Here is a 23829-nt window from a genome sequence, read left to right on the forward strand (position 1 = left end):
CGCGATTGAAGGTACAAAATGAGCTATACAAAAGCCAACATCACCACGCGCAAGTTTGACGTAGTCATCGTCGGCGCAGGCGGCTCGGGCATGCGCGCCGCACTGGAACTGTCTCGCGCAGGCCTGAACGTGGCCTCGCTGTCCAAGGTCTTCCCCACCCGCTCGCACACCGTGGCAGCCCAAGGCGGCGTGTCCGCCTCGCTGGGCAACATGAGTGAAGACAACTGGCACTATCACTTCTACGACACCATCAAGGGTTCTGACTGGCTGGGCGACCAGGATGCCATCGAGTTCATGTGCCGCGAAGCCCCCAAGGTGGTGTACGAGCTGGAACACTTCGGCATGCCGTTCGACCGCAACCCCGACGGCACCATCTACCAGCGCCCCTTCGGCGGCCACACCGCCAACTACGGCGAAAAGCCTGTGCAACGCGCCTGCGCTGCAGCCGACCGCACTGGCCACGCCATGCTGCACACGCTGTACCAGCAAAACGTCAAGGCCAAGACCAACTTCTTCGTGGAATGGATGGCCCTGGACCTGATCCGCGACGAGTCCGGCGACGTGGTCGGCGTGACTGCCCTGGAAATGGAAACCGGCGACCTGCACATCCTGCAAGCCAAGACGGTGCTGCTGGCCACCGGCGGTGCGGGCCGCATCTTCGGCGCTTCCACCAACGCCTTCATCAACACCGGTGACGGCCTGGGTATGGCGGCACGCGCAGGCATCGCCTTGCAAGACATGGAGTTCTGGCAGTTCCACCCCACCGGCGTGGCCGGTGCTGGCGTGCTGCTGACCGAAGGCTGCCGCGGCGAAGGCGCCATCTTGCTCAACAGCAACGGTGAACGCTTTATGGAGCGCTACGCCCCCACCCTGAAGGACTTGGCCCCCGCGACTTCGTGTCGCGCTGCATGGACCAGGAAATCAAGGAAGGCCGTGGCTGTGGCCCCAACAAGGACTACATCCTGCTCAAGCTGGATCACCTGGGTGCAGAAACCATCCACAAGCGCCTGCCTTCAGTGTACGAAATCGGCGTCAACTTCGCCAACGTGGACATCACCAAGGAACCCATCCCCGTGGTTCCCACCATCCACTACCAGATGGGTGGCGTGCCCACCAACATCCATGGCCAGGTCGTGGAACAAAAGGACGGCATCAACAACTCCGTGATCAACGGCCTGTACGCGGTGGGTGAATGCGCTTGCGTGAGCGTGCACGGCGCCAACCGCCTGGGCACCAACTCGCTGCTGGATCTGCTGGTGTTTGGCAAGGCCGCAGGCCGCCACATCGTCGAGTTCAACAACAAGAACAAAGAGCACAAGACCCTGCCAGCCAATGCGGCCGACCGCACGCTGCAGCGCCTGAACCAGCTCGAAGACTCCAAGGGCGGCACCTACTCGCAAGCCCTGGCAGGCGACATCCGCGCCACGATGCAGCAGCACGCTGGCGTGTTCCGCACCCAGGCCAGCATGGACGAAGGCGTTCAAAAAATCGCCGAACTGCGTGCCCGCGTGTCCAGCGTCACGCTGCAAGACAAGTCCAAGGTGTTCAACACGGCCCGCATCGAAGCCCTCGAAGTGGACAACCTGATCGAAGTGGCCCAGGCCACCATGGTGTCTGCCGCAGCCCGCAAGGAATGCCGTGGCGCCCACACCGTGTACGACTATGAGCACCCTGCCGACCACGCAGAGTTCCCTCTGGGCCGTAACGACAAGGAGTGGATGAAGCACACCCTGTGGTACAGCGAAGGCAACCGTCTGGATTACAAGCCGGTCAACCTCAAGCCCCTGACAGTGGACAGCATTCCACCCAAGGTCCGGACGTTCTAAACAGTAGCCCCACGAGAGCAGAATCATGAAGCGCACATTCCAAATCTATCGCTACGATCCGGACAAGGACGCCAAGCCCTACATGCAGACCATCGAGATCGAACTCGACGGCCACGAACGCATGCTGCTGGATGCCCTGGTCAAGCTCAAGGAGCAAGACCCCACGATGTCGTTCCGCCGCTCCTGCCGCGAAGGTGTTTGCGGCTCCGACGCCATGAACATCAACGGCAAGAACGGCTTGGCTTGCCTCACGAACATGAATACCCTCAAGGGCACGATTGTTCTGAAGCCCCTGCCCGGCCTGCCAGTGATCCGCGACCTGATCGTGGACATGACGCAGTTCTTCAAGCAGTACAACTCGATCAAGCCTTACTTGATCAATGACAGCCTGACGGCACCAGACCGCGAGCGCCTGCAAAGCCCTGAAGAGCGCGAAGAGCTCAATGGCCTGTACGAGTGCATTCTGTGTGCCAGCTGCTCCACCAGCTGCCCCAGCTTCTGGTGGAACCCCGACAAGTTCGTGGGCCCAGCAGGCCTGCTGCAAGCCTATCGCTTCATTGCCGACAGCCGTGACGAAGCCACGGGCCAGCGCCTGGACAACCTGGAAGACCCCTACCGTCTGTTCCGTTGCCACACCATCATGAATTGCGTGGACGTTTGCCCCAAGGGACTGAACCCTACCAAGGCGATTGGCAAGATCAAGGAACTGATGGTGCGCCGCGCTGTCTGATCTTTTCAGAGCACACACCATGAGCGACACCGTCATCACTGCGCCCACCGCTGCCTCCGAGCGGCTGAGCGAACGCGAACTGAGCAAGCTGCACTGGCGCTGCCGGCGCGGTTTGCTGGAGAACGATCTGTTCATTCAGCAGTTCTTCAAACGCTTTGAGCCCGAGCTGACACAGCGGCACGCGCAAGGGCTGACGGCACTCATGGAGCTGGCAGACAACGATCTGCTGGACCTGGTGCTCTGCCGACGCGAACCAGACGAGACACTGGCCAGCGCAGAAGTGAACGAAGTACTCAGCATGCTGCGCTCCAGCGGCGGCACCCCTGCCCTGCGGGCCTGACAAACGCAGGGCGCCCCTAGACCGGATTGACATCGGCAAACCTAAGGAAAGTAACAATGAAGCTAGCTGACAACAAAGCCACCCTGTCGTTCAGTAACGGCAGCCCCAGCGTGGACCTGCCGGTCTATCAGGGCAACATCGGTCCGGACGTCATCGACATCCGTAAGCTGTATGCGCAAACGGGCATGTTCACGTATGACCCGGGCTTCCTGTCCACAGCCGCCACGCAATCCGCCATCACGTACATCGACGGCGACAAGGGCGAACTGCTGTACCGCGGCTACCCCATTGAGCAGCTGGCCGTGAACTGCGACTTTCTGGAAACTTGCCACCTGCTGTTGTACGGAAACCTGCCCAACGAAGCCCAGAAGAAGGACTTCACCAGCCGCGTGACCAACCACACCATGGTCAACGAGCAAATGCAGTTTTTCCTGCGTGGCTTCCGCCGTGACGCGCACCCCATGGCTGTGTTGACCGGTCTGGTGGGCGGTCTGTCGGCCTTCTACCACGACAGCACCGACATCAACAACCCAGAGCACCGCGAAATCGCCGCGATCCGCCTGATCGCCAAGATGCCCACACTGGTGTCCATGGCGTACAAGTACAGCGTCGGCCAGCCTTACATCTACCCTCGCAACGACCTGAGCTACGCTGGCAACTTCATGCGCATGATGTTTGCCACGCCTTGCGAAGAGTACAAGGTCAACCCCGTGCTCGAACGCGCACTGGACCGCATCTTCATCCTGCACGCTGACCACGAGCAAAACGCATCGACCTCCACCGTGCGCCTGTGCGGCTCGTCGGGCACCAACCCCTTCGCCGCCATCGCTGCGGGCGTGGCCTGCCTGTGGGGCCCTGCCCACGGTGGCGCCAACGAAGCCTGCCTGAACATGCTGGAAGACATCCAGCGCAACGGTGGCGTGGCCAAGGTCGGTGAGTTCATGGAGAAGGTCAAGGACAAGAACTCCGGCGTGAAGCTGATGGGTTTTGGCCACCGCGTCTACAAGAACTACGACCCCCGCGCCAAGCTGATGCAGGAAACCTGCAACGAAGTGCTGCAGGAACTGGGCCTGGAAAACGACCCCCTGTTCAAGCTGGCCAAGGAACTCGAAAAGATCGCCCTGGAAGACGATTACTTCGTCTCGCGCAAGCTGTACCCCAACGTGGACTTCTACTCGGGCATCGTGCAACGCGCCATTGGCATCCCCGTCTCGCTGTTCACCGCCATCTTCGCGCTGGCCCGCACCGTGGGTTGGATTGCCCAACTGAACGAAATGATCGGTGACCCCGAGTACAAGATCGGCCGCCCACGCCAGCTGTTCACCGGCTCCGAGCGCCGCGACGTGCAGCCTATCGGCAAGCGTTGATCGGAACATCCCCTGCGCGGCCCCGCCCGCAGGCAGCACACAAAGCCCACAGGCCCAGCCTGTGGGCTTTTTTGCTTTGTGGACGGACAACGCATGCAACCTGCGCATAGCGCGCACCGGAGTCGCATGACAAGCAATACTCCCCCCTAGTAGCCTATTTTTTAAACCCCTAGCGCTTACCAGCATTGCGCTAGCGTTTTATACTACCCTCCAGTACAACGTCAGCAGGGCTTTACAGCCCCGCCCCACATGCCCCATTCCGCAGAAGACAAACAGCGCGCCATTACCCGCCTGCGCCGCATCAAAGGCCAGGCCGAAGCGCTGGAGCGTGCCGTGGAGGCGGGCAGCGATTGCGCGCCCATCCTGCAGCAACTGGCCGCCATGCGCGGTGCGGTGCACGGCCTGATGGCCGACCTGCTCGACGGGCATGTGCGCGAGGTGCTGTCTGAAAAGCCCGCCCCCTCCCAACCAGCGGTGGACGAAACCCTCGCCCTGCTGCGTTCGTATTTGAAATGACCCCTGTGCATCGCCTCGGGTGCAGGGAGCCCCTCACTCCGCGTCACTGCATTGACCCGCGCCAGGGGTGAAGCACCGCAGTAGGCAAGCCCAGCCCCCCGATCAACGCCCTTTTTATTTCCACCCCACCTTTTGCCAAGGAGCCACCCCATGAAATCCCGCGCCGCCGTAGCCTTCAAAGCCGGAGAACCCCTGCAGATCGTCGAAATCGATGTGGCCCCCCTAAAAAGGGCGAGGTGCTCATCAAGATCACCGACACCGGTGTGTGCCACACCGACGCCTTCACCCTGAGCGGTGACGACCCCGAGGGCCTGTTCCCCGTGGTGCTGGGCCATGAAGGCGCAGGCATCGTGGTGGAAGTGGGCGAAGGCGTGACCAGCGTGAAGCCTGGCGACCACGTCATCCCGCTGTACACCGCCGAATGCGGCGAATGCCTGTTCTGCAAGAGCGGCAAGACCAACCTGTGCGTCGCCGTGCGCGCCACACAGGGCAAGGGCGTCATGCCCGACGGCACCACGCGCTTCAGCTACAACGGCCAGCCCATCTACCACTACATGGGCTGCAGCACCTTCAGCGAATACACCGTGGTGGCCGAGGTGTCGCTCGCCAAGGTCAACCCCAACGCCAACCCCGAGCAGGTCTGCCTGCTGGGCTGCGGCGTGACCACCGGCCTGGGCGCCGTGAAGAACACCGCCAAGGTGCAAGAGGGCGACACCGTGGCCGTGTTCGGCCTGGGCGGCATTGGTCTGGCAGTCATTCAAGGCGCCAAGCTAGCCAAGGCGGGCCGCATCATCGCCGTGGACACCAACCCCTCCAAGTTCGATCTGGCACGCACCTTCGGCGCTACCGACTGCGTGAACCCCAAGGACTTCGACAAGCCGATCCAGCAGGTCATCGTCGAGATGACGACCTGGGGCGTGGACCACAGCTTTGAGTGCATTGGCAACGTGAACGTGATGCGCGCCGCGCTGGAATGCGCACACCGTGGCTGGGGCCAGAGCGTGATCATCGGCGTGGCCGGTGCGGGCCAAGAGATCAGCACCCGCCCCTTCCAGCTCGTCACCGGCCGCAAGTGGCTGGGCACCGCGTTTGGCGGCGTCAAGGGCCGCAGCGAGCTGCCCGGCATGGTCGAAGACGCCATGGCAGGCAAGATCCAGCTCGAGCCCTTTGTGACCCACACCATGGGCCTCAAGGACATCAACGAAGCCTTCGACCTGATGCACGAAGGCAAGTCGATCCGGTCCGTTGTCAAGTACGCGGCCTGACATCCACTATCAAAACAGAAGCGCCTTGCGCTTGTTTGGCGGCACTTGAGAAGCAAAACATCTCAAAACCCTCTTAAAACAAGCGCGACCAGCTATCACTTTGTGAGCGCACTCATGTCCACATCCATCGAACTGCTCAGCAGCCACGCCAGTTTTGGCGGAGAGCAGCGCTTTTACCAGCATGCGTCCAGCACCATCGGCCTGCCGATGAAGTTTGCGGTGTACCTGCCCCCCAGGCCAGCCAAGGCCCCGTGCCCGCCGTGCTGTACCTGGCCGGGCTGACCTGCACCGAAGAAACTTTCATCATCAAGGCCGGTGCCCAACGCCGCGCCGCAGAGCTGGGCCTGGCCTTGATCGCCCCGGACACCAGCCCGCGCGGGGCCAACGTGCCGGGCGAGGCCGACAGCTGGGACTTTGGCGTGGGCGCGGGCTTTTACCTGGACGCCACGGCCGCCCCCTGGGCCACCCACTGGCGCATGGAGAGCTACCTGATGGACGAGCTGCTGCCCCTGTGCACAGCGGCCTTGCCCATCGACGCCCAGCGCCTGGGCATCTTCGGCCACTCGATGGGGGGCACGGTGCGCTCACGCTGGCCTTGCGCCATCCGGGCCGCTTCCAGTCACTGTCCGCCTTCGCGCCCATCTGCGCGCCCACCCGCTGCCCCTGGGGCGAGAAGGCCTTCACAGGCTACCTGGGTGCAGACCGCACCAGCTGGGGCGAGCACGACGCCACTGTGCTGATGGAAAACCAGCCCATGGCGCCCTATGCCGGCGGCATCCTCATCGACCAGGGGCTGGCCGACAAGTTTCTGGCCGAGCAACTCCACCCCCACCTGTTTGAAGCCGCCTGCGCGCACATCGGCCAGCCGCTCACGCTGCGCCGCCACGCGGGCTACGACCACGGCTACTACTTCATCCAGACCTTCATGGACGACCACCTGCGGCACCACGCACGGCGTTTGGGCATTGCTGCCTGATCGACATCGCCGCAAGACCTTGGCATGAAAAAGGGCTGCCCCCTACAGGGCAGCCCTTTTTTCTTGCGCAATCAACCAGTGGCGCAGGCTCAGGTGCCGATCACACCGCCATCGGCCTTGCGCACCACCACCGTGGCAGAGCGTGGGCGGCCATTGGCCTTCTTCTCTGGCCAGTTCGACACGGCACGGGGATTCTTGGGGTCGCTGATCTCGTCGGCAGGCTCACCAGGATGCTGGATGTTGAGGAACATGGTGCGCCCATCCGGCGTGGCCGTAAGGCCCGTGATTTCGCAACCCGAAGGGCCCACCAGAAACCGGCGTACCTCGCCGGTGTGCACATCGGCGGCCAGCATCATGTTGTTGCCGAAGTTCTTCAAGTCGCCCTTACCCATGGCCGAGGTGGACATGTCGCACTGGATCCAGAGCACGCCACGGCCGTCCACCCACAGGCCATCGGGGCACGAGAACATATCGCCCTTGATGTTGCCCTTGGCCTCTGCGCGCGCCAGCGATGGGTCGCCCGCCATGACGAAATGGTTCCAGCCAAAGGTCTGGCCGCTGAAGTCGCCATCTTCCTTCCAGCGGATGATGTTGCCTTGCGTGTTGTTGACGCGGGGGTTGGCGGCATCCACACCCGGCTGGTTGGCGGCGCCACGGTTGCTGTTGTTGGTCAGCGTGGTGTAGACCCAGCCCTGCTTGTCCACGGCAATCCACTCGGGGCGGTCCATCTTGGTGGCACCCAGCAGGTCGCTGGCCTGACGGGCCTTGATCAGCACCTCGCCCTGGTCGGCAAAGCCATTGGCGGCTGTCAGCGGGCCCTGGCCGTGGGTCAGCGCAATCCAGCGGCCCTTGCCATCGGCATTGAACTGGGCCACGTACAGCGTGCCGTGGTCCAGCAGCGTGGCATTGGCGGCAGCGCCACCGGGCTTGATGGCATCACGGCTCACAAACTTGTAGATGTACTCAAAGCGCGAGTCCTCGCCCATGTACACCACCGCGCGGTTGTCGCGCGTGACGGCCACGGTGGCGCCTTCGTGCGCGGCCCGGCCCATGGCGGTGCGCTTGATGGGGGTGGAGCTGGGGTTGTTGGGGTCGATCTCCACAATCCAGCCAAAGCGGTTGGGTTCGTTGGGGTTCTTGGTGGCGTCAAAGCGCGCATCGAACTCGTGCCAACGGTAGCCCGCGCCGCCCTTCTTCAGGCCCCAGCGCTTTTCGTGGGCGCTCAGCGTGTCGCCACCGCTGAAGTAGTTGATGAAGTTCTCTTCCGACGTCAGGTAAGTGCCCCAAGGCGTGATGCCGCTGGCGCAGTTGTTGAAGGTACCCAGCACCTTGGTGCCTTGCGGGTCGGCAGCGGTCTTCAGCAGGGCATGGCCAGCGGCAGGGCCGCTGAGCTGCATGGGCGTGTTGGCCGTGATGCGGCGCGCCCAGGGCGATGGCTTGACCACTTCCCACTTGCCATTGGTTTCCTGCACCTCGCACACCGACACGCCATGGGCCGCCTGCGACTTGCGCACTTTCTCCAGGCTCCAGTTCGCCGTGCCGTCGGGGAACAGCAGGCCATGGTCCACATACTCGTGGTTCATCACCAGCAGCCCGGTCTTCGAGCCCTCTTGCGCAAAGTAGTGCATGCCATCGTGGTGCATGCCAAACTGGGTTTCCTGGTGTGCAGTGGTGTTGCTGCCGTCGTCCTTGAAGGCCGTCGTCTCGCCCGACATGCCCACTGGGTCGCCCCAGGGCGCAATCACCTGCACGGTGTAGCCCTCGGGCACCGTCACCGTGTCTGCGGTAGAAATGGCCACGCTCTTGAAGCCCAGGGCCGCGCCCGCTGCGCCGCCCGCCGTAGCGCAGCCTGCCAGCGCAGCAACACCACCGACGGCCCCCAAGGGTGCCAAAAAGCTGCCAGCCAAGGCCCCCAGGCCACCGCGCAACAAGGTACGCCGTGCGGGGTCGGACACGTCATGGATGCTGGGGTTGGAAGACGTGTTGCTGTCTTCCATCAGGGAAAAGTCTTTTGCCATCGTGCTGTTCTCGGTTGTAACTGCGCTGCCAGGGATGGCAGAGCTGCGCCGCATTTGTAGATTTTTCGTGTGACGGCACGGTGACAGCTCCCGGCACCAGCGCCATGGCGGCGCCCTCCACGCAGGTGCTCAGGCCTCAAAAAAGCGGACTTTGACGAGCACCCCAGCCAACGAAGCACCAGCACGGACTAAAAGGTCATCAGGCGAATGGCCTCAGCGCACGAATTCGGTGGCCCGAAGGCCCCCAAAAAGCCCAGTACTTGCGAGGGGGCACAGAAGCCCCCGTGCGCACTGTGGCGAAGCGGCGGATCACCCCAGATCGCCAAGGCCCAAGGTGCGGCGCTTCACGTAAAGCGTTCTTGCGTATGCGGGTATCCAGGCATGCCAAGAATCTTTACATTTTGATAAATTCAGACACAAAACAAGGGAACGGATCGACTCACCTGTTGGCGGCCGCGCCACGGCGAACCCACGGAAACACCTCCGACCAAGCTCCGCAAATGGATTTAGGGCCCATTCCCGCAGGCTTCCCCATCGCAGCCAAAGCAAGTCAAGCACCTTAATGTTGCTTTAAGTGACACGCAAAACAATGCCCGTCATGCCCCTGATCCTGCAACGGCTGCTGCCCTACGCCCCTCGTTTTAGTTTTCTGCGCCCCCCCCAAGAGGCTTCACAACAGGCATTGCACCCGGGTTGGGTCGTGCTGTGGATCAGTGTGTGGATGTCTGCGGTGTGCAACGTGCCCCTGTGGCGCGAATTGGCGAACCTGCCTGGGCACGGCAGCCTGCGCTCCTGGGCTTTCATGCTGGCCTTCATGGTGCTGGTCACGGCGGGCAATGCTGCGCTGCTCAGCCTGCTGGCCTGGCGCTGGACACTCAAGCCCGCAGCGGCCCTGCTGGTGCTGATGGCCGCCTTTGGCGCCTATTTCATGCTGGCCTACGGCATTGCCATTGACGCCAGCATGCTCACCAACGTGCTGCAAACCGATGTGAAGGAAGCGGGCGACCTGCTGAACTGGCGCCTTCCAATGACCGTAGGCGCCTTGGCCCTGCCACCGCTGGTGTGGCTGGCCCGCCAACCTGTGCGCGCCATGCCCCCTTTGCGCCAGGTGCTGCACAACGCAGTCCTGCTGCTGGCCGCCGTGCTGGTGGCGGTGTGCAGCGTGCTGGTGGTGTTCCAGGACTTTGCCTCCACCATGCGCAACCACACCCAATTGCGCTACCTGATGAACCCGCTCAACAGCGTGTACGCGCTTGGCAACATTGCCACCCGCCCGCTGCGCATGGACACCCGCACCATCCTGCCCCTGGGCCGCGATGCCCGCCTGGGCGCCAGCTATGCCCAACAAGACAAGCCACCGCTGCTGGTACTGGTGCTGGGCGAAACCGGGCGCGCGGGCAACTTCGCCATCAACGGCTACGCCCGCCCCACCACCCCCCACCTGTCGGCACGCAACGACTTGGTCAACGCCCCCAACGCCTGGTCGTGCGGCACCAGCACGGCGGCTTCGGTGCCCTGCATGTTTTCGCACCTGGGGCGCAGCGGCTACGAATCGCGCAGCGCCAACTTTGAAGGCCTGATGGATGTGCTGCAACACGCAGGCCTGGCGGTGCTGTGGGTAGACAACCAATCGGGCTGCAAGGGCACCTGCGACCGCATTCCCAGCGCCGACACATCGGCCCAAAAAGACCCCGAACTGTGCCCCACCGGCAGCGACTGCCTGGACAGCATCATGCTCAAAGACCTGGACCAGCGCCTGGCCAACTTGCCCGCCGACCAACGCCAGCGCGGTACGGTGGTGGTGCTGCACCAGATGGGCAGCCACGGCCCCGCATACTCCAAACGCTCAGCCCCCGAGCGCAAGCCCTTCCAGCCCGAATGCAACTCCACCGCGCTGCAAGAGTGCGGACAGCAAGCCGTCATCAATGCCTACGACAACAGCATCGTGGAGACCGACCACTTTCTGAATTCAGTATTGAATTGGCTTGCTGGGCATGAAAATAAAGCGCAACCAGCTATGATTTATGTAGCAGACCACGGTGAATCGCTGGGCGAGAACAACATCTACCTGCACGGCCTGCCCTACTCCATCGCCCCAGACGTGCAAAAGCACGTCCCCTGGATCACCTGGCTCTCGCCCGCCATGCAGTCCCGCAACGGCACCACCACGCCTTGCCTGCAAAAAGAACTGGCAGAGCAACGCATCACGCACGACAACTACTTCCACTCGGTGCTGGGGCTGATGGACGTGCAAACCGGCGCGTACAAGCCTGAGCTGGACATGTTTGCGGGCTGCAAGAAGAACGCGGCGCTGGCAGGGGCATCAAACAAGAGCGTGGGATCGCATCGGAGCTAGCAAGCAGGCTGCTCGAAAAAGCGCACTCATAACACGCGGCCTACCAGGACGGCTTGCACCCATTACATCGCCAACCACCATGGTTGGGCGATATGAAACCCGCTGCATCACACCTAGGCCCCAAATCCGTATCGGCAAAGCCGCGTATCCCAGCGCCAGTTCTATGATGGTGGGAGTCTCTTCCTAGTGACGATGCGCTCGCCAAGGTGGCGCTCAGCCACCAAACTCAAGCGCATTTCGCAACCAACACAATTCAGTAGCTCGTACACATGCGGGTCTTCCAAGTCATATTCTTGAGCGCCGCATTGGCGATGTTGGTCGCTGGCTGTGAATCGGCCTGCAAAAACGAGATCGCAGGGAACACCGCATCCCCATCTGGCAGGACCAAGGCCGTGGAATTTCACAGAAACTGCGGAGCGACAACGGGCTTCAACACACAGGTTTCTGTATTGCCTATGGCAGCGCAATTGCCCGATGAAGGAGGCAATGCTCTTGTGATTGAGGGATCAGCCCCACTGCAAATGCGTTGGATATCGGATTCGAGCCTCTTGATTGAGGGCTCCGGTTCCGCAAAAGTTTTCAAGCAGGAGTCCTGGGTCGGCGAAGTCAAGATCAGCTATGCAAACTAGCCAAAGCTGGCTCATCACTTGATCGCAGCAGCCACAAAAAAAGGGCCAGCGAGGCCCCTTTTTTCAGCCTCTTTGTCTCAGTCCAGCAGCCCCTGGCAAACATACTTGGTGTGCAGGTAATCGTCGAGCCCATGGGTCGAGCCCTCGCGGCCGTAGCCGGACTCCTTCACCCCCCCAAACGGCGCAGCCTCCGCCGCAATCGCCCCTTCGTTGATGCCGACAATGCCCGTCTCCAGGGCTTCGGCCACCCGCCAGATGCGCTTGACGTTCTGGCTGTAGAAGTACCCCGCCAGCCCAAACGGTGTGTCATTGGCCTGGGCCACCACTTCGGCCTCATCGTCAAACACCGTGAGCGGCGCCACCGGCCCAAAGGTCTCCTCGCACGCACAGGCCATGCGGGCATCGGCCCCGCTGAGCACCGTGGGGGCGTAGTAGTTGGGGCCCAGGTGGGCCAGGCGTTGGCCCCCGGTGAGCACCTTGGCCCCCTTGGCCACAGCGTCGTTGACATGCCGCTCGATCTTCTCCACCGCCCGGTCATTGATCATGGGGCCGATCTGCGAGGCCGGATCGCTGGCCGGGCCAACCTTGAGGGCGGCCACCTTGGCTGCCAGCTTGGCGGCAAAGGTGTCAAACACGCTGCGGTGCACAAACACCCGGTTGGGGCACACACAGGTCTGGCCACCGTTTCTGAACTTGGCGGCCATCAGGCCGTCCACCGCGGCATCCAGGTCGGCATCGTCAAACACGATGAAAGGTGCATTGCCCCCCAACTCCAGAGACAGCTTCTTGAGCGTGTCGGCACTGCGCCGGGCCAGGTGCTTGCCCACAGGGGTGGAGCCGGTGAAGGTGATCTTGCGCACCCGGCTGTCATCCAGCCACACATCCACCACCGCAGGGGTGTTCTGGCGTGAGGCAGTGACGATATTGAGCACCCCCGCAGGCACGCCTGCCTCATGGGCCAGCAGCACCAAAGCCAAAGACGTCAGCGGTGTGTCCTCGGCAGGCTTGCACACCACCGTGCACCCTGCTGCCAGGGCCGGGGCGATCTTGCGGGCGATCATGGCAGCGGGGAAGTTCCAGGGGGTGATGGCAGCCACCACGCCCACAGGCTCCTTCAAGGCAAACATGCGGCGACCGGGCACCGGGGCGGGAATGACCTCGCCATTCATGCGCGTGGCCTCTTCACCAAACCACTCGATGTAGCTGGCGGCGTAAGCCACCTCGCCCTTGCCTTCGGCCAAAGGCTTACCTTGCTCCAGCGAAATCAACGCCCCCAGATCATCCTGGTGGGCCAGCACCAGATCGTTCCAGCGCTTGATGATGGCTGCGCGCTGCTTGGCGGGGACTTTGCGCCAAGTGGCGAAAGCAGCATGGGCGGCATCCAGGGCGGCCAGGGCTTCGGTAGCCCCCGAGTCAGGCACCGAGGTGATGACGGCGCCGGTGGCGGGGTTGGTGACATCCAGGCGGGGGCCAGTGAAGGCTGTCCATTGGCCGGCGATGAAGTTGGCGCTGCGGATCAGGTCGGGGCGGGTGAGCGAAAGAGTGGCAGACATGGGGTTTGAATGAAATGGGGCTCTGGCGCTTATCTAATAAGCGCTAGAAGCTATTGTTTTAGGAGCAATTAACTATCAACCTTGGGCAATCAAAGCGGCAATGGCCTCACCGACCTGCGTGGTGTTGGCCGTGCCCCCCAGGTCCGGCGTGCGCGGCCCACCCTTGAGCGTCTCTTCAATCGCACCCACGATCGCATCGTGCGCCTGGCGCCCCGCACCCTGGCCTTGCGTGAGGAAGTCCAGCATCAGCGCCCCCGACCAGATCATCGCAATCGGGTTGGCAATGTTCTTGCCGTAGATGTCAGGCGCGGAGCCGTGCACGGGCTCGAACAGGCTGGGGAAGTTGCGCTCGGGGTTGAGGTTGGCCGAAGGGGCCAGGCCGATGGTGCCGGTGGTGGCCGGGCCTAGGTCACTGAGGATGTCACCGAACAGGTTGGTGGCGGCCACCACGTCAAAGCGCCCGGGCTGCAGCACAAAGCGGGCGGTGAGGATGTCGATGTGCTGCTTGTCCAGCGTGATCTCGGGGTAGTCTTTGGCGACGTCGTCCGCCCTCTTATCCCACCAGGGCATGCTGATGGCGATGCCGTTGCTCTTGGTGGCCAGGGTGACGTGCTTTTTGGGGCGGCTTTGGGCCAGGTCGAAGGCGAACTTCAAGAGGCGGTTGGCGCCGTGGCGGGAGTAGACCGATTCCTGGATGACGATTTCGCGGTCGGTGCCTTCGTACATGATGCCGCCCAGGGACGTGTATTCGCCCTCGGTGTTCTCGCGCACCACGTAGTAGTCGATGTCTCCGGGCTTGCGGCCTGCCAGGGGGCAAGGTACGCCTTCAAACAAACGCACGGGGCGCAGGTTGATGTACTGGTCGAACTCGCGGCGGAACTTGAGGAGGGACCCCCACAGCGAGACATGGTCGGGCACGGTGGCGGGCCAGCCGACGGCGCCAAAGAAGATGGCGTCCATGCCTGACAGTTGCGCCTTCCAGTCGTCGGGCATCATTTTTCCGTGGGCGGCGTAGTAATCGCAGCTGGCCCACTCGAAGGTGTGCAGTTGCAGCTCAAAGCCAAAGCGGGCGGCGGCGGCCTGAACAGCGCGCAGGCCTTCGGGCATCACTTCTTTGCCGATGCCGTCTCCGGGCAGTACGGCGATGCGGAATGCGGGAATCATGGAGTACTCCTCTTTGAAGACCTGTGAACGGATCAGGCAGCCATTGCAAGCGCAGGCGCGGCAGCCAGGCGCTGCGGGTCACGCTCTTCCAGCCAGCCCTGGCGCAGCTCGGGCACCGAGGCAGCCAGCAGCTCGTAGTACGGGTGGTGCGGGCCCTTGTCAAAGTCGGCACGCGCCACCTGGTCGAGCTTGCGGCCATGCTGCATGACAATGATTTCATCGCACACCGCACGCACCGTGTGCAGGTCGTGGCTGATGAAGAGGTAGGACACGCCCAGCTCGCGGCGCAGGTCGGCCATCAAATCCAGCACGGCAGCACCCACCACGGTGTCCAGGGCCGATGTGACTTCGTCGCACAGGATCAAATCGGGCTCGGCCGCCAGGGCCCGCGCCAGGTTCACCCGCTGCTTTTGCCCGCCCGAGAGCCCGCCCGGCAGTCGCTGGGCCACGCTGTGTGGCAAGCGCACCAGGTCCAGCAGCTCATGGATACGGCGCTGCAAAGCGGGCCCCTGCAGGCCTTTGTAGAACTGCAGTGGGCGCGCCAGGATGCGCTCGATGGTCTGCGAGGGGTTCAGCGCCGTGTCGGCCATCTGGAACACGATCTGGATCTGCCGCAGCTCTTCCTTGCTGCGCTGCCCCAGGTCAGGTTTGAGCTCGCGGTTGTTGAAAAGCATGGAGCCCTTGCATGGCGCGATCAGTCCCGCAATCGCCCGCGCCAGCGTGGTCTTGCCCGAGCCCGATTCGCCAATCACCCCAATGGCCTGGCCCCGGTACAGCTTGAAGTTGATGTCTTCCAAAATGAGCGTGGCGGGCTGGCCCTTGGCGTCCAAAGCGCCGTAGCCTGCAGACAGCTCGCGCACATCGAGCAGCAGCTCCCCCTCGCCTTTGCAATGCTCTGTGGCACGCGGCACGGGGCGGGCTGCGGCCAGCAGGCTCTTGGTGTAGTCGTGCGCGGGCTCGGCCAGGATGCGGGCGGTGGTGTTCACCTCCTGCGTCTTGCCGCCGCGCAGCACCAGAATGTGGTCGGCCATCTGCGCCACCACGGCCAGGTCATGGCTCACATACACCGCCGTGGCCTGCCGCTCGCGCACCACGCGCCGAAAGGCACGCAGCACCTCGATCTGCGTGGTCACGTCCAGCGCAGTGGTAGGTTCGTCCAGGATCACCACATCGGGGTCGGTGATGAGCGCCATGGCCGCCATCAGCCGCTGCAATTGCCCGCCCGATACCTGGTGCGGGTAGCGCTGGCCAATGGTGTCGGGGTTGGGCAAGGCCAGCTCGCGGAACAGTTCCACGGCCTTGCGCTCGGCCTCTTGCCGCGTCAGCGCGCCGTGGATGCCCGCAGGCTCCACCACCTGGTCCATGATGGTGCGCGAGGGGTTGAACGACGCCGCTGCACTCTGCGCGATGTACGACACGGTGCGCCCGCGCATGGCCCGCTGCCCTGCGGGCGAGAGCTTCAGCACATCGGTATCGCCAATGCGCACGCTGCCCCCTGAGATAGCGCAGCCGCGGCGCGCATAGCCCATCAAGGCCAGGGCCGTGGTGGTCTTGCCCGAGCCCGACTCGCCAATCAGTGCCAGCACCTCGCCGGGCTGGATGGCAAAGCTCAAATGATCGACCAGGGTCTGGTCGCCTGCGGTGATGTGCAGGCCTTCGACGATGACGGAAGCACCCATTCTTAGCTCCTTAGCGTTCGCGGGCTGCACGGCCCGGCAGGTTGTCGATCACCAGATTGACGGCAATCGTCAGGCTGGCAATGGCCAGCGCGGGGGCAATCACCGAAGCGCCTGCGTCAGACAGCGAGCCGATGTTCTCGCGCACCAGAGAGCCCCAGTCAGCCTCGGGGGGCTGAATGCCCAGGCCCAGAAAGCTCAGGCTGGCCAGCAGCAGCACCACGTACACAAAGCGCAGCCCCAGGTCGGCCAGCATGGGGCCAATGATGTTGGGCAGTATCTCGCGCAGCATGATGTAGAGCTTGCCTTCACCGCGTGTGCGGGCCACCGTCACGTAGTCCAGCGCATTGATGTTGACGGCCAGCGAGCGGGCAATGCGAAAGGCCCCAGGCACGTAGATGAGCGCGGCCGTAAACACCAGCATGCCCACCGAAGACCCAAAGCCTGCCACCAGCACGAGCGCAAACATCTTGCTGGGGATGGAGGTCAGGGTGTCGAGCAAGCGGCTGAGCACCGCATCCAGCACCGGCCCGCTGGACGCGGCCAGCAGCGCCAGCACCGTGCCCGTGCCACTGGCCAACATCGTGGCCACCAGCGCCAGGCCCACGGTGTAGCGGGCACCCTGCACCACGCGCACCAGCATGTCGCGCCCCAGGTAGTCAGTGCCCAGCCAATGGGTTGCGTCGATGGGGGCATAGACCACAGACGCCTGCAAGTCCACCAGCGACCTGGGCAGCAGCGCGGGCCCCACCAGCGCCGTGGCGAGCCAGAACACCAGAATGGCCAGCCCGACCAACCCGGAAAAGCCAAAGCCTGCCAGCCAACGCCCCACCCCGCTGCGGCGTGAAGCGGGGGCAGCCTGGGTGGGCAAAGAAGGAAGTGTGTCCATCAAAAGGTCCCCGTTGTTTCAACTGTATTGCGCGGCATGTGCCGGTGTTTCTGTGTGCGCATGGTTCGCTCCTGGGCTCATCAGCGGTGGCGCAAACGGGGGTTCGCCACAATGCCACACACATCGGCCAGCGTGACCAGCAGCAGGTAGCCCGTGCAGAAAATCATGGCGCAGGTTTGCACCAGCGGCATGTCGCGCTGGGTGACGCCATCCACCATCAGCTTGGCAATGCCGGGGTAGTTGAAGATGGTTTCGATCACAATCACCCCGCCCAACAGGTACGACAGCGACAGCGCCACGGCATTGGCAATCGGCCCCACCGCGTTGGGCAGTGCGTGGGCCAGCACCATGCGCATGGGCGATGCGCCCTTGAGCCGCACCATCTCGATGTAGGGGGCCTCCAGCTGGTCGATCACTGCAGCACGGGTCATGCGCATCATCTGCGCAACGATCACACAGCACAGGCTGAGCACCGGCATGGCAAACGCACGCAGCATCTGGCCCAGCGATTCAATGTCGCTCACGTAAGACAGCGCAGGCAGCCAGCGCAGCTGCACCGCAAACACCAGCACCGCCAGCGTGGCCACCAGAAACTCGGGCACCGAGACCACGGCCACCGACAGACTCGACGCTATGCGGTCCAGCCACGAACCGCGCCACACCGCCGAGGCAATGCCAAACACCAGGGCGATGGGCACGGAGAACAGCGCCGTCACTGCGGCCAACAGCAATGAGTTGGGCAGGCGGCTGCCGACCAGTTCGGCCACCGGCATCTGCGTGGTTACGGACTGCCCCAGGTCACCGCGCACCACGCCCCCCAGCCACTTCAGGTAGCGCTCAGGGGCGGGCACATTCAGCCCCATCTGGGTGCGCAAGGCAGCCAAGGCTTCAGGGGTCGCATCTTGGCCCAGCTGTTCCTGCGCAGCATCGCCGGGCAGCACGGCGGTGATCGAAAAAACGATCACCGACACCGCCAGCAGCGACAGCAGCGCAATGAGCAGGCGCTTGGCCAGCAGCGAGAGAATCACGCGGTTCATGCAAAGCCTTCCATTGCAGTGTGCCGGAGCCCGCGCGTCAGGCGTCCAGCCAGACGTGCTCGGCGAACGAGTAGCCCATCAGGCCGCCCAGCGGAATGGGCGACAAACCCTTGAGCTTGGTCGAATGCCCGTCGATGCTGGCCAGGAACAGCGGGATACCGATGCCTGCCTCGTTGTGGATCATCGTCTGCATGTCGGCATACATCTGCTTGCGCTTGGGCAAATCGGTCTCGGCACGCGATGCCAGCAGCAACTGGTCGAACTGTGCACTCTTCCAGCGCGATTCGTTCCAGGCCGCATCGGACTTGAAGAACTGCGTGAGGATGGTGTCGGCGCTGGGGCGGGGGTTGACGTTGCCAAAGCCCACGGGGCTGTTGAGCCAGTGGTTGGACCAGTAGCCGTCGGCAGGCATGCGCTTGACGTCAATGTCGAGCCCGATGCGCTGGCCTGCTTGCTGCAGCAGCAGTGCGATCTCCACCGAATACATGGCCGCTGGCGAGACCACCATGGGAATCTTGCCCGTGACGCCGGACTTTTGCAGGTGGAACTTGGCCTTGTCCAGGTCAAAGCTGCGTTGTGGCAGGTCCTTGAAGTGAAAGCGGTTGGTCGGGTCGATGGGCTGATCATTGCCCAGCACGGCGTAATCCAGCGCAATGGTCTTTTTCATCTGTTCGCGGTCGAACAGGTACTTCATGGCCTGGGCGAAATCGGGGCTCATGCCGGGGCCCATGTCCTTGCGCATGATGAGGTCAGAGTACTGGCCCGACTGCGTGGTGAAGATGGCGTAGCCGGGCGTGCTCTTGACGCGGGCCACCGAGCGGGGGTTGACCGAGGCAACCAGGTCCATGCCACCGGACAGCAGCGCATTCACACGGGCAGTCTCATCCCCGATGCCGACGAACTCAATCTCGTCCAGGTAAGGTTTGCCGGGCTTCCAGTAGGCTTCATTGCGCACCATCAATGAACGCACGCCGGGCTTGAACTCCTTGAGTTTGTAAGGACCCGTGCCAATGCCTGCATTGAAGTCGGTGGTGCCGTCCTTAACGATGCAAAAGTGGAAGGTACCCAGGATCACGGGCAGGTCGGCATTGGGGGCGGACAGCACCATGGTGACCTCATTGGGGCCGCTGGCACGCACCGTCTCGATCTGGTCGGCCAGAACCTTGGCCTTGGAGGCCGTGGCAGGGTCTTTGTGCCGCAGGATGGAGAACACCACGTCGGCCGGTGACAAGGCTTTGCCGTCGTGAAACACCACGCCCTTGCGCAGGGTGAACACCCAGGTCTTGGCATCTTGCGTGGTGAACGATTCAGCCAACGCTGGCTGGGGAGTGAGCGATCCGTCCAGCGAAGTCAACCCGTTGTAGATCATGCTGCCGCGCGAGTAATCGGTCTGGTTGGACTGCTTGGCAGGGTCCAGCGTGTCGGTGGCGGCTGCCGTGGCTCCGGCCACGCGAATGCGCCCGCCACGCTTGGGCGTCTGCGCATGGGCAGAGGTGGCCAAACTTGCCAGGCCACCCGCCGCGCCCGCCTGCATACCGCAGGCCATGAGCATGGTGAGCACATCGCGGCGGGACGCACCGCGTTTGAGCGACTCCATCACTCGCATGCTCTCGCTGGGACCGACAAGGTTCTCGAACTGTTTGTGGCTATCGCTCATGGTCGCTCTCCTGGTTGAAAAGGGGTGGGGGTCAGGGTTGTGGTTATTGAAAAATCACGCGGGGCAAATACGGTTGTCAGCGAACGCGGCATCACGCCAGACGGTCTTTGAGCCTGAAGTACAGGCCCACAGCAGGCAAAAACCAAGGGGGGCCGAAGTGGCCCGGAATGGCGGGCCAGTGGCGCCCCTGCCAGGGGTTGGCCGCCACGTTGCCTGCCATCACTTCGGCCATGCGCTCGCCCATGTGCACCGACATCTGCGTGCCGTGGCCGCTGTAGCCCATCGAATAAAACAGGCCATCGCGCTCACCCGCTTGCGGCAAGCGGTCCTGGGTCATGTCCACCAGACCACCCCAGCAATAATCGAGCCGCAAGGGGCCCAGTTGCGGGAAGGTCTCGGCCAAGCCTGCGCGCAGGATCTCGCCGCTGGCGGCGTCTGACTGCGGGCTGGAGATGGCAAAGCGTGCACGCCCGCCAAACACCAGCCGGTGGTCTGCCGTGAGGCGGAAGTAATGGTGGATGTTGGCAATGGTGGTGTAGGTGCGGCGCTCGCGCAGCAAGGCCTGGGCACGCTCCGCCCCCAAAGGCTCTGTGACCACGATGAAACTGCCAATGGGCACGATGCGCCGGCGCAGCCAGCCAAAGCTGCCGTAGCTGCCATGGCGCGACGCACCCGTGGCCAGCAGCACCTGCTGGGCCGTGACGACACCTTGCGCCGTGTGCAAGCGGTGCACCTGCCCTTGCACGCGCTCCAGTCGGTTGACACAGGTGTTGGTGCAAATGGTGGCGCCTTGGCGCTCGGCCGCCTGGGCCAGCCCATGGGCAAAACGGCCCATGTGCATCTGCGCGCTGCGCTTGTACAGCAGACCACCGTGAAAACGCTCGCTTTGCACCTCGGCGCGCACACGCTCAGCGCTCAGCACTTCCACATCGGTGTCCACACCGTCCGCCACCAGGCGTTCCACACTGCGTTGCAGTGCGTCCATCTGGTAGGGGCGCGTGGCCAGCTTGAGCTTGCCGTGGCGCAGAAAGTCGCATTCGATGGACTCCTGCTGCACCAGGCGCGCCACGGTGTTCACTGCATCGTCGTAAGCGTGGTACCAGGCGCGGGCCTTCTCCACCCCCACCTTGGCAGCGACATCGGCGTAGTCCACCGCCAGGCCATTGTTGACATGCCCGCCATTGCGGCCCGATGCCTCGGGCGCTACGGTGGGGCCAGCCTCCAGCACCACCACACGGGCGCCCTTGCGGGCCAGGGCCAGTGCGGCAGACAGGCCGGTAAAGCCACCGCCCACAATGGCCACATCGACCTTGTCAGGTAGGCTGCGTGCGCCTCCCGTAGCGCCTGCTGGCCACAGGGGCAAGGCATCATTCCAGTACGAGTCGAGCTTCATGGTGTGGGCAGGTCAGCGATACAAAGAAGGGGGCTGGGCCATCGCGGGCGTCAGAGGCCCACCACACCGGGCAGGCCGCCAATGTCCTGGATCTCGGTGTAGCCGTAGGCCGGGTTACCAGGGCCGTGGCCACGGTTCACAAACACCTTGTTCTTGATGCCGATGTCGTCGGCCGACATGAGGTCGTAGCGCAGGCTGGAGGACACGTGCAGCACATCTTCCGGGTTGCAACCCAGCGAGTCGAGCATGTACTCAAAGGCCTTGAGGCGCGGCTTGTAGGCCTGGGCCTGCTGCGCGGTGTACACCCGGTGGAATGGGGCACCCAACATGGCCACGTTCTTCTGGATCTGGTCGTCTGCCGCGTTGGACAGGATCACCAGGGGAATCTCCTTGGCCACCTTGGCCAGGCCTGCAGGCACGTCCGCGTGAGGGTCCCAGGTGGGCACGGCGTCGTAGTATTTTTGGCCGTCCGCGTCGAAGTACTGGATCTTCCACTTCTTACACAGGCGGCGCACGGCGTTCTTCAACACCACCTCATAGGGCTGCCAGTCGCCCAGCACTTCATCGAAGCGATAGGCCGTGAAGTCGGCGATGAATTGCTCCATGTGCTGCGCAGGAATGCGGTCTGCAAACAACTCACGTGTCATCTCACCCATGCGAAAGCGGGTGAGCGTTCCGTAGCAGTCAAAAGTCACGTACTTGGGGCGAAAAGTCATGGTCTCGATTCCAGTTTGAACGGTCACCGACCGCAGCGGGTCGCATCCCTTAATTACCGTTTGCGACAGAGTTATTACAAATTCATTGGAGCATGCAAGGGCGCAGAACATGTTGGGAAATGGGCCCTGTCCACGCCAGAAAGTTGCGCTTTGAGTGGGGGGCTGCGGCATGCCGTGCGGTGTGCACTGCATGCGTGCAGACCCGCACCATTAGTGCGCTGCAGCAAAGTCGATGAGCACGCTTTTGAAGCGCAAATTGGCCTCGACCGCCTGGCGCCCCAGGTCCTTGCCAATGCCCGACTGGTGGTAGCCCCCGGTAGGGATGACGAAGTCGGCGCTGCGCCCATAGCGGTTGATCCACACCGTGCCCGCAGAGATGCCCCGCATGGCCCGCAGGGCCCGGCCGATGTCTGCGGTGTGCACCCCGGCGGCCAGGCCATAGTGCTCGTGCGCGGCCAGGGCCAGGCCCTCTTCTTCGGCGTCAAAGGTCTGAACCGTGAGCACCGGGCCAAAGATTTCCTCTTGCACCGCTGGGTTGGAGGCCGTCACGCCTTCCATCAATGTGGGCTGGAAGTACGCACCGCCCGGCCCACCATCAAACAGGCCACCACCGCAGCGCACTTGCGCGCCTGCATCGCGTGCGCGCTCCACAATGTCCAGGATGCGCGCCGCCTGGGGCGCAGAGATGATGGGGGGCAACGTGGCATCGGCATCCCAGGTAGCCCCGGGGCGCAATGCGGCAAACCTGGCCGCAATGCGATCCACCAAGGCCTCTGCAATGCCGCGCTGCACGATCAGGCGCGAGCCCGCCACGCACACCTGCCCGGCATTGCCAGTGATGGCCCCGGCAATGATCCCCGCCAAGCGGTCCAGGTTCGGGGCATCGTCAAACACCAGTTGCGGGCTCTTGCCACCCAGCTCCAGCGTCACAGGCTTGGGGCCTTGCAGCGCGCAGCTGGCCATGATGGCCGCACCCGTGCGCGTAGAGCCAGTGAACGTCATCTTGGCAATGAGCGGGTGGCGCGTGAGTGCGTCGCCCGTGGTGCGCCCATCGCCCTGCACCACGTTGAACAAGCCTGCAGGCACGCCGGCCTGCACCGCCAACTCAGCCAGGCGCACAGCAGAAAATGGCGTCATCTCTGAAGGCTTGAGCACCACTGCATTGCCTGCAGCCAGCGCAGCGCCCACCTTCCAGGACATCATCACCAGCGGAAAATTCCAAGGCGTGATGGCACCCACCACGCCATAGGGCTCGGCCACCACCATCCCCAGGTGGTCGTGCCGCGTGGCAGCCACATCGCCGCCCAGCTTGTCGGCGTACTCGGCAAAAAAGCGCAACCCCTCCGCCGTAAAAGGCACGTCCCAAACCGTGGCGTCACGCACCGGGCGGGTAGAGCACACGGCCTCCAACGGTGCCAAAAGGGCCACATCGGCGTCGATCAGATCAGCCCAGCGGCGCAACACGCGGGCACGGTCACGCGGCGCGCGGCGCGCCCAGTCGCTGCTGCGCCAGGTCTGCCAGGCGTTTTGCACCGCCGCATCCACAGTGCTGGCATCAGCCAGTGGCAAGTCGGCATGCATTTGCCCGTCAGAGGGGCGCAGCACCCCAAGGCGCGGGGTGTCTTGCACCAGGCGGCCACCAATGAAGTGGCCGCTACTGACAGCGATGGAGCGGGGATCAAATAACGACATACGGGCACCCAAAATGAGAAGGCAAAGAA

At 63.4% G+C, this 23829-nt stretch carries 16 protein-coding genes and 3 pseudogenes; 9 read left to right on the forward strand and 10 right to left on the reverse strand.

Annotated features, from left to right (window positions below; all coding sequences use genetic code 11):
* The first annotated feature begins 18 nt into the window (after nt 1–18).
* The 7 genes and pseudogenes from sdhA (at nt 19) to fghA (ending at nt 7020) form a co-directional block, all read left to right on the forward strand.
* Nucleotides 19–1826: pseudogene (gene sdhA, locus EAG14_RS12290) on the forward strand (succinate dehydrogenase flavoprotein subunit).
* A 25-nt stretch (nt 1827–1851) separates the two neighbouring features.
* Nucleotides 1852–2556, forward strand: coding sequence for a succinate dehydrogenase iron-sulfur subunit (locus EAG14_RS12295; RefSeq protein ID WP_099655163.1), 705 nt, complete (start codon nt 1852–1854; stop codon nt 2554–2556).
* A gap of 19 nt (nt 2557–2575) precedes the next feature.
* Nucleotides 2576–2896: a succinate dehydrogenase assembly factor 2 gene (locus tag EAG14_RS12300; protein WP_099655162.1), complete on the forward strand. Its 321-nt coding sequence runs from the start codon at nt 2576–2578 to the stop codon at nt 2894–2896.
* A gap of 56 nt (nt 2897–2952) precedes the next feature.
* Nucleotides 2953–4263 carry a citrate synthase gene (locus EAG14_RS12305; RefSeq protein WP_121455252.1) on the forward strand — a complete coding sequence of 437 codons (1311 nt, stop codon included), beginning with the start codon at nt 2953–2955 and terminating at the stop codon, nt 4261–4263.
* 249 nt (nt 4264–4512) lie between these two features.
* Nucleotides 4513–4779, forward strand: a complete 267-nt coding sequence (locus EAG14_RS12310) for a metal/formaldehyde-sensitive transcriptional repressor (RefSeq protein WP_099655160.1) — start codon at nt 4513–4515, stop codon at nt 4777–4779.
* Nucleotides 4780–4929: 150 nt separating this feature from the next.
* A pseudogene (locus EAG14_RS12315) lies at nt 4930–6044 on the forward strand (S-(hydroxymethyl)glutathione dehydrogenase/class III alcohol dehydrogenase).
* 114 nt (nt 6045–6158) lie between these two features.
* Nucleotides 6159–7020, forward strand: a pseudogene (fghA, locus tag EAG14_RS12320) (S-formylglutathione hydrolase).
* A gap of 89 nt (nt 7021–7109) precedes the next feature.
* Here fghA and EAG14_RS12325 read toward each other — a convergent pair.
* Nucleotides 7110–9038, reverse strand: coding sequence for a PhoX family phosphatase (locus EAG14_RS12325; protein ID WP_121729022.1), 1929 nt, complete (start codon nt 9036–9038; stop codon nt 7110–7112).
* A gap of 598 nt (nt 9039–9636) precedes the next feature.
* Between EAG14_RS12325 and EAG14_RS12330 the strand changes: the two genes are divergently transcribed.
* Both EAG14_RS12330 and EAG14_RS12335 read left to right on the forward strand, forming a co-directional pair.
* The gene (locus tag EAG14_RS12330; protein WP_121730447.1) at nt 9637–11394 is read left to right on the forward strand and encodes a phosphoethanolamine transferase; all 1758 of its coding nucleotides are present in this window, start codon (nt 9637–9639) and stop codon (nt 11392–11394) included.
* 293 nt (nt 11395–11687) lie between these two features.
* Nucleotides 11688–12023 carry a hypothetical protein gene (locus EAG14_RS12335; protein ID WP_162995988.1) on the forward strand — a complete coding sequence of 112 codons (336 nt, stop codon included), beginning with the start codon at nt 11688–11690 and terminating at the stop codon, nt 12021–12023.
* 77 nt (nt 12024–12100) lie between these two features.
* Here the strand turns inward: EAG14_RS12335 and EAG14_RS12340 are convergent, their stop codons facing one another.
* From EAG14_RS12340 to EAG14_RS12380, 9 genes are all read right to left on the reverse strand, one after another.
* The gene (locus tag EAG14_RS12340; RefSeq protein WP_121729024.1) at nt 12101–13576 is read right to left on the reverse strand and encodes an NAD-dependent succinate-semialdehyde dehydrogenase; all 1476 of its coding nucleotides are present in this window, start codon (nt 13574–13576) and stop codon (nt 12101–12103) included.
* Between the two features lie 75 nt (nt 13577–13651).
* Complete coding sequence (locus EAG14_RS12345) at nt 13652–14740, reverse strand: tartrate dehydrogenase (RefSeq protein WP_121729025.1); 1089 nt, start codon at nt 14738–14740, stop codon at nt 13652–13654.
* A gap of 32 nt (nt 14741–14772) precedes the next feature.
* Entirely contained in the window at nt 14773–16419 is a 1647-nt protein-coding gene (locus EAG14_RS12350) for an ABC transporter ATP-binding protein (RefSeq protein WP_121729026.1), read from the reverse strand.
* Between the two features lie 10 nt (nt 16420–16429).
* Nucleotides 16430–17305 carry an ABC transporter permease gene (locus EAG14_RS12355; protein ID WP_099655153.1) on the reverse strand — a complete coding sequence of 292 codons (876 nt, stop codon included), beginning with the start codon at nt 17303–17305 and terminating at the stop codon, nt 16430–16432.
* Nucleotides 17306–17385: 80 nt separating this feature from the next.
* Nucleotides 17386–18342, reverse strand: coding sequence for an ABC transporter permease (locus EAG14_RS12360; protein ID WP_099655152.1), 957 nt, complete (start codon nt 18340–18342; stop codon nt 17386–17388).
* A 37-nt stretch (nt 18343–18379) separates the two neighbouring features.
* A complete protein-coding gene (locus tag EAG14_RS12365; RefSeq protein WP_121729027.1) occupies nt 18380–19999 on the reverse strand; it encodes an ABC transporter substrate-binding protein in 1620 nt (539 codons plus the stop codon).
* A 91-nt stretch (nt 20000–20090) separates the two neighbouring features.
* The gene (locus EAG14_RS12370; protein ID WP_121729028.1) at nt 20091–21392 is read right to left on the reverse strand and encodes an FAD-binding oxidoreductase; all 1302 of its coding nucleotides are present in this window, start codon (nt 21390–21392) and stop codon (nt 20091–20093) included.
* A gap of 50 nt (nt 21393–21442) precedes the next feature.
* Entirely contained in the window at nt 21443–22108 is a 666-nt protein-coding gene (locus EAG14_RS12375; protein WP_099655149.1) for a haloacid dehalogenase type II, read from the reverse strand.
* A gap of 210 nt (nt 22109–22318) precedes the next feature.
* The gene (locus EAG14_RS12380; RefSeq protein WP_121730448.1) at nt 22319–23800 is read right to left on the reverse strand and encodes an aldehyde dehydrogenase; all 1482 of its coding nucleotides are present in this window, start codon (nt 23798–23800) and stop codon (nt 22319–22321) included.
* Nucleotides 23801–23829 lie beyond the last annotated feature (29 nt).

This window comes from Acidovorax sp. 1608163, assembly GCF_003669015.1.
Lineage (GTDB): Bacteria > Pseudomonadota > Gammaproteobacteria > Burkholderiales > Burkholderiaceae_C > Acidovorax.